Source organism: Variovorax sp. FG153, from assembly GCF_057809595.1.
Genome location: NZ_JBMDKG010000053.1, coordinates 1 through 12,130, shown reverse-complemented (window position 1 = coordinate 12,130; position 12,130 = coordinate 1). Strand labels below are relative to the sequence as shown.

Annotated in this window: 12 protein-coding genes and 1 tRNA gene; 9 read left to right on the top strand and 4 right to left on the bottom strand. The window is 68.7% G+C overall.

Features of this window, described 5'->3' with window-relative positions; translation table 11 throughout:
- Positions 1-12 precede the first annotated feature (12 nt).
- A complete protein-coding gene (gene rapZ / locus ACODT0_RS35560; protein WP_057595151.1) occupies positions 13-888 on the top strand; it encodes an RNase adapter RapZ in 876 nt (291 codons plus the stop codon).
- A 25-nt stretch (positions 889-913) separates the two neighbouring features.
- Here rapZ and mutY read toward each other — a convergent pair whose 3' ends face one another.
- The 3 genes from mutY to mutM form a co-directional block, all read right to left on the bottom strand.
- On the bottom strand, positions 914-1,954 hold the full coding sequence (gene mutY / locus ACODT0_RS35555; protein ID WP_489043421.1) for an A/G-specific adenine glycosylase: 1,041 nt from the start codon (positions 1,952-1,954) through the stop codon (positions 914-916).
- 73 nt (positions 1,955-2,027) lie between these two features.
- Positions 2,028-3,995, bottom strand: a complete 1,968-nt coding sequence (locus ACODT0_RS35550) for a dynamin family protein (protein ID WP_057595150.1) — start codon at positions 3,993-3,995, stop codon at positions 2,028-2,030.
- A gap of 110 nt (positions 3,996-4,105) precedes the next feature.
- Positions 4,106-4,915, bottom strand: coding sequence for a bifunctional DNA-formamidopyrimidine glycosylase/DNA-(apurinic or apyrimidinic site) lyase (mutM, locus tag ACODT0_RS35545; RefSeq protein WP_057595149.1), 810 nt, complete (start codon positions 4,913-4,915; stop codon positions 4,106-4,108).
- A 71-nt stretch (positions 4,916-4,986) separates the two neighbouring features.
- Between mutM and ACODT0_RS35540 the strand changes: the two genes are divergently transcribed.
- The 8 genes from ACODT0_RS35540 to ACODT0_RS35505 all read left to right on the top strand — a co-directional run bounded on the left by ACODT0_RS35540 (position 4,987) and on the right by ACODT0_RS35505 (position 11,666).
- Positions 4,987-6,885 carry a tetratricopeptide repeat protein gene (locus ACODT0_RS35540; protein ID WP_489043397.1) on the top strand — a complete coding sequence of 633 codons (1,899 nt, stop codon included), beginning with the start codon at positions 4,987-4,989 and terminating at the stop codon, positions 6,883-6,885.
- Positions 6,885-7,412, top strand: coding sequence for a lipoprotein insertase outer membrane protein LolB (locus ACODT0_RS35535; protein WP_422095980.1), 528 nt, complete (start codon positions 6,885-6,887; stop codon positions 7,410-7,412). The genes ACODT0_RS35540 and ACODT0_RS35535 overlap by 1 nt, the downstream gene beginning before the upstream one ends.
- Positions 7,409-8,299, top strand: a complete 891-nt coding sequence (ispE, locus tag ACODT0_RS35530) for a 4-(cytidine 5'-diphospho)-2-C-methyl-D-erythritol kinase (RefSeq protein WP_057595147.1) — start codon at positions 7,409-7,411, stop codon at positions 8,297-8,299. The genes ACODT0_RS35535 and ispE overlap by 4 nt, the downstream gene beginning before the upstream one ends.
- A 72-nt stretch (positions 8,300-8,371) precedes the next feature.
- Positions 8,372-8,448, top strand: a tRNA-Gln gene (locus tag ACODT0_RS35525).
- Between the two features lie 174 nt (positions 8,449-8,622).
- A complete protein-coding gene (locus tag ACODT0_RS35520; protein WP_057595146.1) occupies positions 8,623-9,597 on the top strand; it encodes a ribose-phosphate pyrophosphokinase in 975 nt (324 codons plus the stop codon).
- A gap of 135 nt (positions 9,598-9,732) precedes the next feature.
- Entirely contained in the window at positions 9,733-10,374 is a 642-nt protein-coding gene (locus tag ACODT0_RS35515; protein WP_057595145.1) for a 50S ribosomal protein L25/general stress protein Ctc, read from the top strand.
- An 83-nt stretch (positions 10,375-10,457) separates the two neighbouring features.
- A complete protein-coding gene (gene pth, locus ACODT0_RS35510) occupies positions 10,458-11,090 on the top strand; it encodes an aminoacyl-tRNA hydrolase (protein WP_057595144.1) in 633 nt (210 codons plus the stop codon).
- 96 nt (positions 11,091-11,186) lie between these two features.
- Entirely contained in the window at positions 11,187-11,666 is a 480-nt protein-coding gene (locus ACODT0_RS35505; protein WP_057595176.1) for a hypothetical protein, read from the top strand.
- On the opposite strand, the gene ACODT0_RS35500 is transcribed toward ACODT0_RS35505, so the two are convergent.
- Positions 11,652-11,945, bottom strand: coding sequence for a YfhL family 4Fe-4S dicluster ferredoxin (locus ACODT0_RS35500; RefSeq protein ID WP_057595143.1), 294 nt, complete (start codon positions 11,943-11,945; stop codon positions 11,652-11,654). The two genes, ACODT0_RS35505 and ACODT0_RS35500, sit on opposite strands and share 15 nt — an antisense overlap.
- Positions 11,946-12,130: the final 185 nt, after the last annotated feature.

Here is a 12,130-nt window from a genome sequence, read left to right as displayed (position 1 = left end):
CGGGGCTGCGCGATGAGCCTCGACCTGGTGCTCATCACCGGCATGTCGGGCTCCGGCAAGTCGGTTGCGCTGCATGCGCTCGAGGATGCGGGCTACTACTGCGTCGACAACCTGCCGCCCGAGCTGCTCACGCCCTTCATCGCGCTGCAGCATGCGCAGAACGCGCAGCGCGTGGCGATCGCGATGGACGTGCGCAGCGGCGTCTCGCTGCCGATCGTGCCGCAGCAGCTCGAGGCGCTGCGCAACGACGGCGTGTCGCTGCGCTCGCTGTTCCTCGACGCGACCACCGACGCGCTGCTGCGCCGCTATTCGGAAACCCGGCGCCGCCATCCGCTGTCGAGCCAGGAAGGCCGCACCGACGTGCCCGACCAGCAGCGCGTGCTGGTGCAGGCCATCGAGCTCGAGCGCGAGCTGCTGGCCGACCTGCGCGAAGGCGCCGACGTGATCGACACCAGCCTGATCCGGCCGGCGCAACTGCAGAGCTACGTCAAGTCGCTGATCTCGGCGCCGCAGAGCCGCCTGACGCTGGTGTTCGAGTCCTTCGCGTTCAAGCGCGGCGTGCCGCTCGACGCCGACTTCGTGTTCGACGTGCGCATGCTGCCCAACCCGCACTACGTGCCCACGCTGCGGCCGCTGACAGGCCGCGACGCGCCGGTGGCCGACTGGCTGCGCGAGCACGACGACGTGGCGCGCATGTACGAGGACATCGAGCAGTTCCTCACGCGCTGGCTCGATGCGCTCGCGCGCGACCACCGCAGCTACGTGACGGTGGCGATCGGCTGCACCGGCGGCCAGCACCGCTCGGTGTTCCTGGTCGAGCAGTTGGCGCGCAGCTTCGGCGCGCGCTGGGGCGCGCTCAAGCGGCACCGCGAACTCGACGCGAGCTGAAGAAACAAGGGCGAGGGGCCGGGCCTCAGCCCCCGGTGTTCTCGAGCAGCTTGCGCACCGGCGCGGGCAGTCCCAGGCCCGGCCATTCCGAGGCCTCGACCCAGCGCGCCGCATCGCCCTGCGGCGTTCCGCCATCGATGCGCACCGGATGCAGATGCAGGTCCTTGTGGGTCAGCACGTGCACGAAGGGCGCGAGGTCCTCGCAGCGATCGCGTTCGGCCTCGGGCAGCGCGGCCAGCAGTTCGTCGCGCGAATCGAACACCGGCAGGCAATGCAGGCCGGCCCAGATGCCCTTGGCGGGACGTTTCTCGAGCCACACGCGCCCCTTCGCATCGCGCGCCAGCAGCACCCACAGCGACTGCGCCGTGCGCCGCAGCTTGCGCGTCTTGACCGGATAGCGCTCGGGCGAACCTTCGCGCCGCGCCACGCAGCTGTCGTTGACCGGGCACAGCATGCAGCTCGGCTTGCGCGGCAGGCAGACGGTGGCGCCGAGGTCCATCTGGCCCTGCGTGTAGCTCGCGATCGCCTCGCGGTCGTCGGCCGGCGGCAGCAGCCGCGTCGCATGCTCCCAGAGCAGGCGCTCGCTGGCCGAGGAGGACAGGTCCTCGCCGAAGCCCAGCACGCGCGTCAGCACGCGCTTCACGTTGCCGTCGAGGATGGCCACGCGCTCGCCGAAGCAGAAGGCCGCGACGGCCGCGGCGGTGGAACGGCCGATGCCGGGCAGGGTCGCCAGTTCGGCGGCCGTCTGCGGGAAGCGGCCGCCGAAGCGCGCCATCACCTCCTGCGCGCAGCGGTGCATGTTGCGCGCGCGGCTGTAGTAGCCGAGTCCGCTCCACAGGCCGAAGACTTCGTCCTCGGTGCCTTCGGCCAGCGCCCGCACGTCGGGAAAGCGCTCGAGGAAGCGCGCGAAATAGCCGAGCACCGTCGTGACCTGCGTCTGCTGCAGCATCACCTCCGACAGCCACACGCGGTAGGGATCGCGCGTGTTCTGCCACGGCAGCTCGCTGCGGCCATGGCTGCGCTGCCAGGCGACCACGCGCTCGGCGAAGTGCGCCGGGAGTTTCAAGGCGACGGACGCGGCAGCCTCGGGGCTGCTGCGCTTGCGCGTGCGCGCGGCAACGGTCGCCGGCACGCCGTGCTCAGGCCGCGGCACGCAGCTCGCCGGCCGAGGCCGCCGTGGCGGACGGCTTGCCCTGCTGCGCGATCAGCGCGGTGAATTCGCTCAGGCGCTGCTGCAGCCCGGCCAGCGCGCTCTCCTGCGTGGCCAGTTCGAGCAGCCGCTCGTCGAGGCTGCCGGCCGCGTTCTGGATGCGCTCGATCGCCTCGATGCGCTTGCTGAAGTTGCGGCGGCGCTCCTTGAGCTGCGCATCGATCTGCGCGCTGGCGCCCTTGCTCCAGCGCTCGACCTCGGTCATGGCGGCCTCGTTCACCAGCCGCAGCCGGCTCGCGAGCGCGCGCACCAGCTTGTCGCAGAAGTCGGCCTGCGCGAGCTTGAGCATGTTGCCCACGCCCAGGTAGTGGATGTGGCTGCGCTCGATCTGGCTGAGCTCCTGCTCGAAGCCGCTGAGGTCGGGCTCGGCCGGCGCCTGCAGGGTGAAGCCCTGCTCGGCATTGAGCTGGCGGAAGGTGGCGTGCAGCATCGACTGGATCTCGGCCGTGGTCGCCTGCACCTCGCGCAGGTTGTTGCGCAGCGAGTCGAAGGTCTCGCCGTACACCTTGCGCACGTTGAACTTGACGCCGGGCCGCTTGAGCGCGGCCGACAGCCGCACCATGTCGGCCTTGAGCGCCGTGCGGCCCAGCACCGCATAGACCTCGCGCAGCAGCTTGCCCTGCACCGAGCGCAGCGCCAGGATGCGCGCGTTGCTGCCCTCGAACTCGTTCTGTTCCTGGTCGATGCGCGCGCGCATGTGCCGGATCACCGACACGTTCTTGCCGCGCAGCCCCTGCAGCTCGAGCGCCTGCTCGGCCAGGTCGCGCTGGCGCACCTTGAGGATGCGCTCGGCCTCGGTCCGCAGCGCGGCCATGCCGGCATCGACGGCCAGCCGCAGCATGGTCTCGCGCTTGCCGAGCACGCCCTGGCCCAGCAAGGCCTCGAGCGCGGGCAGGCGGCTGGCCTCGAGCAGCCGCGCGTCGCGATGCACCTTGGCCTGCAGTCCCTTCTGCGCCGACACCGGCAGCACCTGCGCGAGCGGCACGTCGAGGTGCTTGGCGGCGACCTGGCGCTGCTGCTCGATCTGCTGCTCGATCTGCGCGTGGGTGCTCAGCGTGTCCCACAGGGTGTCGATCTTGTTGAGCACCACGAAGCGCGTGTCGCTGCCCTCGTTCTCGGTCACCAGGTGCTCGCGCCAGATCGACAGGTCGGAGCGGGTGACGCCGGTTTCGGCGCCGAGGATGAAGACCACCGCGTGCGCCTGCGGGATCAGGCTCACCGTCAGTTCGGGTTCGGCGCCGATCGCGTTGAGGCCCGGGGTGTCGAGGATCACCAGCCCCTGCTCGAGCAGCGGATGCGGCATGTTCAGCACGGCATGGCGCCAGCGCGGGATCTCGACGCGGCCCTCGGCGTCCTGCACCGGGTTGTCGTCGGGCGTTTCCTCGTTCCAGAAGCCCAGCGCGCGCGCCTCGTCCTGCGAGACCCAGCGCACCTCCGCCACCTTGGCCATGGCCTGGGCCAGCCGCTCGGCATCGCCGACGTCGATCGCGATCTCCGTCCAGCGCGCGGGTTGGTCGCGCCAGTAGGCGAGCGAATGCGGCTCCAGGCGGGTTTCGATCGGCAGCAGGCGCAGCTTGGGCGCCAGCGTGGCGTCGTAGCCGAGCTCGGTCGGGCACATGGTGGTGCGGCCGGCGCTCGCCGGCATGATGCGCCGCCCGTAGCCGGCGAAGAAGATCGCGTTGATCAGCTCCGACTTGCCGCGCGAGAACTCGGCCACGAAGGCCACCATGACCTTGCTGGTGCGGATCTGCGATTCGAGCCCGCGCAGCCGCTCGGCCACCGCCTGGTCGAGCAGCTCGTTCTCGGTCAGCCAGCGGGACAGCCACTGCAAGCGGTGGGCGAAGTTGCTCCGCCACGCACCGTGCTGGTCGAGTTGTTGGTTGAAGGAGCGGCTCAAGGTGGAAATGTAAAAACTTTCTTACAAATATAACATCGCAATCTGAAAACCGGGTGACCCGCGTGCATTGACCTGCGGCCGGGCTGCGGCACTGCGCCCCGTCATCCGGGCTACTTCTGGCACACCGGACAGTAATAGGTCGAGCGCTGCCCCTGGCGCAGCAACCGGATCGGCGTGCCGCAGACCCTGCACGGTTCGCCGGCGCGGCCGTAGACCGTGGCCTCGAGCTGGAAGTAGCCGTTCTGGCCGTCGATGGAGAAGTCGCGCAAGGTACTGCCGCCCTTCTCGACCGCCCGCGCCAGGATCTCCTTGACCGCGGCATGCAGCCGCGCGGCGCGCGGCCGGCTGATGCGCGCGGCAGACAGCGTGGGACGGATGCCGGCCTGGAACAACGCCTCCGAGGCGTAGATGTTGCCCACGCCCACCACCACGTCGCCCGCGAGCAGCACCTGCTTGATCGCGGTGCGGCGCTTGCGCAGGCCGGCATGGAAGGCATCGAGGTCGAAGGCCTCGCCCAGCGGCTCCATGCCCAGCCCGCCGAGCAGCTTGATCGCCCAGGGCGCGGCCTCGTCGTCGACGTAGACCACGGCGCCGAAGCGGCGCGGATCGTTGAGCCGCAGCGTGCCGCGGTCGGTGACCAGGTCGAAGTGATCGTGCGCACCGGGCTCGGGCAAGGCGGCATCGAAGCGCAGGCTGCCCGACATGCCCAGGTGCAGCAGCAGCAGGCCCACGTCGAGATCGATCAGGAGGTATTTGCCGCGCCGGCGCACCTCGCGCACGCGGCGGCCCACCAGCAGCTCGGGAGCCACCATCAGCGCCCAGCGCAATGGCTTGCCGATGCGCACCGCGTCGATGCGCGCGCCGGCGATGCGGTCGGCGATTCCGCGCCGCGTGACTTCGACTTCGGGTAGCTCGGGCATGAGGCTCCAACAACTGCGTGACACGAAGCCCCACGCGGTGCTCGTTCAAATGCATGGATTATTATGGTTCGATGATTCCATCGCCCCGCCGACACCGCCTTGCGGCGGCCGCGTCACTCGTGCTCCTGGCCTGCGCCGCCCACGTCCACGCGCAGTCCTCCGACCCCGCCGCGCCGGACAGCCCGGCCCCCATCATCGAACGCAGCGCGCCGCCCAAGCCGGCGACGCCCGCGAGCCCGCAGCCCGCCAAGCCACCCGCGCGCACGACGCCCGCGAAGCCCGCTGCAGCGGCCGCCGCGGCCGATCCCGCGCCGCAGCCCTCGGCCCTGAGCGCCGACATGTTCTACGAGATCCTCATGGGCGAGCTCAGCGCGCGCTCGGGCGATCCCGGCTCGGGTTACCAGTACGTGCTCGATGCGGCGCGCAGGCTGCGCGACGGCAGGCTGTTCCAGCGCGCGATCGAGATCGCGCTGCAATCGCGCTCGGGCGATGCCGCCCTCGCCGCGGCACGCGCCTGGCAGGACACGGTGCCCAACTCGCGCGACGCGCGCCGCTTCGAGCTGCAGATCCTGATCCTGCTCAACCGCATCGGCGACACCACCGAACTGCTGCGCGCCGAGATCGCGGCCAGCCCGCAGGTCGAGCGGCCGCTCCTGATGGCCGTGATCGCGCGCAACTACTCGCGCGCCACCGACAAGAAGCTCGCCGCCTCGGTGGTCGAGCAGGCGCTGACCGACGAGCTCAAGAATCCCGCGACGGCGGGCATGGCCTGGGCCACGGTGGGCCGGCTGCGTCTCAATGCCGGCGACAACGCGGGCGCGCTCGAGGCCGCGCGCAAGGGCCAGCAGGCCGATCCGGCCTCCGATGCGCCGCCTGCGCTCGCGCTCGAACTCATCGATCCGGGCCAGCCGCTGGCCGAGCCGATCGTCACGCGCTACCTGGCCGGCAATCCGAAGGCTTCGCCCGAGCTGCGCGTGGCCTATTCGCGCGTGCTGGTCGAGAACCGCCGCTATGCCGACGCCTCGAGCCAGCTGCAGTCGCTGACCGTTGCGCGCCCCGAACTCGCCGAACCCTGGCTGCTGCTCGGCAGCCTGCAGGCCCAGGCACGCCAGGACGCCGCGGCCGAGACCTCGCTCAAGCGCTACCTCGAGCTGGCCAGCAGCCAGCCGGCCCCCGCGCAGGCCGAGGCCGTCGACCGCAACCGCGGCGTGACGCAGGCCTACCTGCTGCTGTCGCAACTGGCCGAGCGGCGCAAGGATTTCACCGGCGCCGAACGCTGGCTCGCGCGCATCGACAACACCGACGACCTGGTGATCGCGCAGACCCGCCGTGCCGGCCTGCTGGCGCGCCAGGGCAAGCTGCCGCAGGCGCGCGAGATCGTGCGCGGCCTGCCCGAGCGCACGCCCGAGGACAAGAAGCAGAAGTTCCTGGCCGAGGTGCAGCTGCTGCGCGATGCCAAGCAGTTCCAGGCCGCCTACGACATGCTGGCCCAGGCCTCGGCCGCCGCACCCGACGACACCGACCTCGTCTACGACCAGGCCATGATGGCCGAGAAGCTCGACCGCCTCGACGAGATGGAACGGCTGCTGCGCCGGCTGATGCAGCTCAAGCCCGAGAACCAGAACGCCTACAACGCCCTCGGCTACTCGTTCGCCGATCGCAAGATCCGGCTCGAGGAAGCCCGCACGCTGATCCAGAAGGCCGTGCAGCTCGCGCCCGAAGACCCGTTCATCGCCGACAGCCTGGGCTGGGTCGAGTTCAGGCTCGGCAACACCGCCGAGGCCATCCGCATCCTCGAGGCCGCCTACAAGACGCGCCCCGATCCGGAGATCGGTGCCCACTTCGGCGAAGTGCTGTGGAGCATCGGCCAGAAGGAGCGCGCGGTCACGATCTGGAAGGAAGCGCTGCTGAGCGACGCCGACAACGAGACCCTGCAGGAAACGCTCAAGCGCCTGCGGGTCAAGCCTTGATGGTGGCGCTCGCAGCCCCCGACGGCCGCCGGCGCCTGCTGCTGACGGCACTCGCGGCTTTCTCGGTGGCGGGATGCGCGCAGTTCACGGGCGGCTCGAAGGCCTCCGCGCCGCGCGCCACGAACGCCTGGAGCGGCCGCATGTCGCTGCGCGTGGACAGCGAGCCGGTGCAGACCTTCTCGGCCCTGTTCGAGCTGCGCGGCTCGCCCGAGACCGGCGAGCTCTCGCTCACCACGCCGATCGGCAGCACGCTGGCCCAGTTGCACTGGTCGCCGGGCGAAGCCCTGTTGAAGAACGGCAACGACACCCGCCGCTATGCCTCGCTCGACGCGCTGATCGAGGCCGCCACCGGCGCCGCGATCCCGGTCGCCGCGCTGTTCGGCTGGCTCGACGGGCGCAACGACCCCGTGCCCGGCTGGCGCCCCGACCTCGGCCAGCTCGCGAGCGGCCGGCTGCAGGCCGTGCGCGAAACGCCGGCGCCGCGGGCCGACCTGCGCATCGTGTTCGAGCGCATGCCGGCGTCATGAAGGCGATCTACGACCTTCCCGCGCCGGCCAAGCTCAACCTCTTCCTTCACGTCACCGGCCGGCGCGACGACGGCTACCACCTGCTGCAGTCGGTCTTCATGCTGATCGACTGGTGCGACACGCTCCACGTCGAGTTGCGCGGCGACGGCCAACTGAGTCGCGAGGACCTGACCGTGCCGCTGCCGGCCGACGACCTCGTGCTGCGCGCCGCGCGCGCGCTGCAGGCCCATGCGGCGCCGGGCCAGGGCGCGCACATCGGCGTCGCCAAGCAGGTACCCGCGCAGGCCGGCATGGGCGGCGGCTCGTCCGATGCCGCGACCTGCCTGCTGGCGCTCAACCGGCTCTGGAACCTGCGGCTGCCGCTCGCGGAACTCGCGCGCATCGGTCTGTCGCTGGGCGCCGACGTGCCTTTCTTCCTCTCGGGCCACAACGCCTGGGTCGAAGGCATCGGCGAGAAAATCCGCCCGATCGAACTGCCGTCGGCACGCTTCGTGGTGGTCAAACCACCCGAGGGACTCGATACCCGTTTAATTTTTTCTGCGGATGATCTGCAACGGGCCAGTCCTGTTGCTATAATCACGGGCTTTGCTGCAGTACGCGAACAGCACGCAGATCAAAACCCCTTACGCCTCGGCGAGGAAGTTTTCGATTTCGGCCACAACGACCTGCAGCCGGTTGCCCAGCGGCTCTGTCCCGCGATCACCGAAGCCATCGATTGGCTCGGCGCTCGAGGACTTCAAGCCAGGATGACCGGCTCCGGAAGTTCGGTGTTCGCCAGAATGCAGCAGGAACCGCAAAACGCGGAACTGCTTTCGGGCCCCACGGGCTGGCAGGTTCGCCAATGCAACAATCTGGCTGCTCATCCACTCCGGGGTTGGGCAGACTGAGAAACTGATCGGAGCGCCCAGGCGTTTCGATGCGACATATATCGGTAGGCGGTGCAAACCGTCGACCTGTGTAGGGGAGTCGCCAAGCTGGTTAAGGCACTGGATTTTGATTCCAGCATGCAAAGGTTCGAATCCTTTCTCCCCTGCCAAATCTTTCAGACACTACGGCCCGCGGGCCGTAGTTTCTTTTTGAAGCCGCGGTCCCTGGACCCGGCACTTCGTTTGCGGCCGACCCGCTGCAATAATCGGCGGCCCCAGGGTCGCCAGGACTCGTAACTCTTTGGCGGCTTTCCCAAGCCAAATCGCTCAGCCGGGACGCGCTCATGCAGGCTCACCATCCTGATTTCATGGTTTTCACCGGCAATGCCAATCCGGGCCTTGCCGCAGAAATCGCGAGCAACCTGGGCACCACCCTCGGTGCCGCCCGCGTCGGCCGCTTCTCCGACGGTGAAGTCACCGTCGAGATCAACCAGAACGTCCGGGCACGCGATGTGTTCGTGGTGCAGTCCACCTGCGCCCCGACCAACGAGAACCTGATGGAACTGCTGATCATGGTCGACGCGCTCAAGCGCGCCTCGGCCGAACGCATCAGCGCAGTGATCCCCTATTTCGGCTATGCCCGCCAGGACCGCCGCCCGCGCTCGAGCCGCGTGCCGATCTCGGCCAAGGTCGTGGCCAACCTGCTGGAAACCGTGGGCGTCGAGCGCGTGCTCACCATGGACCTGCACGCCGACCAGATCCAGGGCTTCTTCGACATTCCGGTCGACAACATCTACGCCTCGCCGGTGCTGCTGGGCGACCTGCGCGCCAAGAACTACGAAGACCTGATCGTGGTCTCGCCCGACGTCGGCGGCGTGGTTCGTGCCCGCGCGCTGGCCAAGCAACTGAATTGCGACCTCGCGATCATCGACAAGCGCCGCCCGAAGGCCAACGTCAGCGAAGTCATGAACGTGATCGGCGAGATCGACGGCCGCAACTGCGTGATCATGGACGACATGATCGACACGGCTGGTACGCTGGTCAAAGCAGCCGAGGTGCTGAAGGAACGCGGCGCCAAGAGCGTCTACGCCTACTGCACGCACCCGATCTTCTCGGGTCCCGCGATCGAACGCCTCAGCAAGGGCACGGCCCTCGACGAAGTGGTCGTGACCAACACCATTCCCCTTTCCGACAGCGCCAACGCCTGCGGAAAGATTCGCCAGCTCTCCGTGGCACCGCTGATCGCCGAGACGATCCAGCGCATTGCCAAGGGCGAGTCGGTGATGAGTTTGTTCTCGGACCAGGACAATCTCTTCTGAGATTGCGCTCCTGCCGTTCGGGCAAAAAGCCGGCTTCCCCGATCGGGAAGTCATTTTGAAACCGGCGCCGCACTGGTCGCGGTCGGCGCTCAAGAAGCGAAATGGCCGTCGTGCCTTCGCTCCAAGGAGTTAACCATGAAATTCGTCGCTTACGAGCGCGCCAAGCAGGGCACGGGTGCGAGCCGCCGTCTCCGCATTTCGGGCAAGACGCCCGGTATCGTCTACGGTGGCGAAGGCCAGCCGCAACTGATCGAGCTCGATCACAACGCGCTGTGGCACGCCCTGAAAAAGGAAGCCTTCCACGCCTCCGTCCTCGAGATGGAACTCGGCGGCAGCGTGAGCAAGGTGCTGCTGCGCGACGTGCAGTACCACCCGTTCCGCCAGCTGGTCCAGCACATCGACTTCCAACGCGTCGATGCCAAGACCCGCCTGCACATGAAGGTGCCGCTGCACTTCAAGGGCGAGGAAGAGTCCGATGCCGTCAAGCTCGACCACAACCTCGTGAACCACGTGATGACCGAACTCGAAGTCAGCTGCCTGCCCAGCGACCTGCCCGAGTTCATCGAGATCGACCTCTCGGGTCTGAAGAAGAACGCCACGCTGCACGTCAACGACATCAAGCTGCCCAAGGGCGTGAAGTTCGTGAGCCATGGCAAGACCAACCCGGTCGTGGTCTCGGCCGTGCCGCCGCTGGTCGCCGAAGAGCCGGCACCCGCCGCCGAAGGCGCCGAAGCCGCTCCCGCAGCAGCTCCTGCCAAGAAGTCCGGCAAGAAGTAATTCTTCTCGGCTTCGCGCTGCAAACCAAAGGCCCGCCTCGCGCGGGCCTTTTGCATTGCGCGACCGCCCGATAATCCCGCCCCATGATCAAACTGTTCGTCGGCCTCGGCAATCCCGGGCCTGAATACGAAGCCACGCGCCACAACGCCGGCTTCTGGTGGATCGACGCCCTCGCGCGCGACTGGAAGCTCAACCTCGTGCCCGAGCGCAGCTACCACGGCCTCGCGGCGCGCGCCAACATCGGTGGCCAGAGCATCTGGCTGCTCGAGCCGCAGACCTTCATGAACCTCTCGGGCAAGTCGGTCGCCGCGCTTGCGCGCTTCTTCAAGATCGCGCCCGAGGAGATCCTCGTGGCGCACGACGAGCTCGACGTGGTGCCCGGCCAGGCCAAGCTCAAGTTCGGTGGCAGCCATGCGGGCCACAACGGCCTGCGCGACATCCATGCGCAGCTCGGCACCGGCGATTACTGGCGGCTGCGCCTGGGCATCGGCCATCCCGGCGTGAAGTCGGAGGTGATCAACTGGGTGCTCAAGAAGCCGCTGAAGGAACAGCGCGACGCGATCGACGACGCGATCGTGCGCAGCCTGCATGCCCTGCCCGCGCTGCTCGCGGGCGAAATGGAAAAGGCCACGGCCACCATCCACACGAGCAAACCGCCCCGGCCCAAGCCGCCGCGGCGCGAGCCTGGCGACGGCAGCGCGCCCGCCGCACCCTAGCCAGCGTTCATCGCGGGAAGCGCCGACAGAGCGCGAAGCAAGAGGGAGAGAAGAACGATGTCGACAACGAGGGAGAGAAGAAGAAGCACGCACGGCATGCACCGGACCATCGTCGCGAGCGCGATGGCCATCGGCGCCTGTGCGCTGACGAGCGCATTCGCGCAGCAGCCGGGCACGTCGACCTGGCGCTGCGGCAACAGCTACAGCGACCGCCCGTGCGCGGGCGGAACGACGGTGAAGGTGGACGACGCGCGCAGCGACGACGACCGCCGGGCCGCCGACGAGGCCACGCAGCGCAACGCGAAGCTCGCCGACCGGCTCGAGCGCACGCGACTGTCCGAGGAGAAGCAGGCGCACCAGCGCGACCAGAGCGCCGCGCAGGAGGCCCATCGCGCGGCGCTCGCGCAACGCAGGCTCGAAGCCCAGGAGCGCCTCGAGAAGATGCGCGCCGCCAAGCTTGCGGCCGAGCCGCGCAAGGCCACGGCGAGTTACGGAGAGAGACCGGGATCGAAGCCTGGCGAGGACGGCGGCGCGAAGAAGAAGCGCCGCAAGCCCGCGGCCTCAGACGCCGGCTGAGGGTGCGGACGGAGGCTGCGGCAGCGCGGCCTTCGTTGCCGTGAGACGCTCGTACTTCTGCAGCAGCGTCTCGCGGCTTTCCACGTGGGCCGGATTGATCGGGATGCAGGCCACGGGGCAGATCTGCACGCATTGCGGCTCATCGAAGTGGCCCACGCATTCGGTGCACTTGTGCGGATCGATCTCGTAGATCGCCTCGCCCATGTAGATCGCATCGTTCGGGCACTCCGGCTCGCAGACATCGCAGTTGATGCATTCGTCGGTGATCATGAGGGCCATGCCGCGATTATCCCCGCAGGCGGAGTCCCCGGCGGCAACGTGGGAGAGCGATCCCCTCGGGGATCCGGTGCTACGGCACGCTTGTTGCAGTTGTCGGGTTATGCTGCGCCCCGCCCCATGAGCCTCTTCTTAATCAAGCGCCTTGCCACGCTGATCGGCACGCTGATCGGCGCCTCCATCATCGT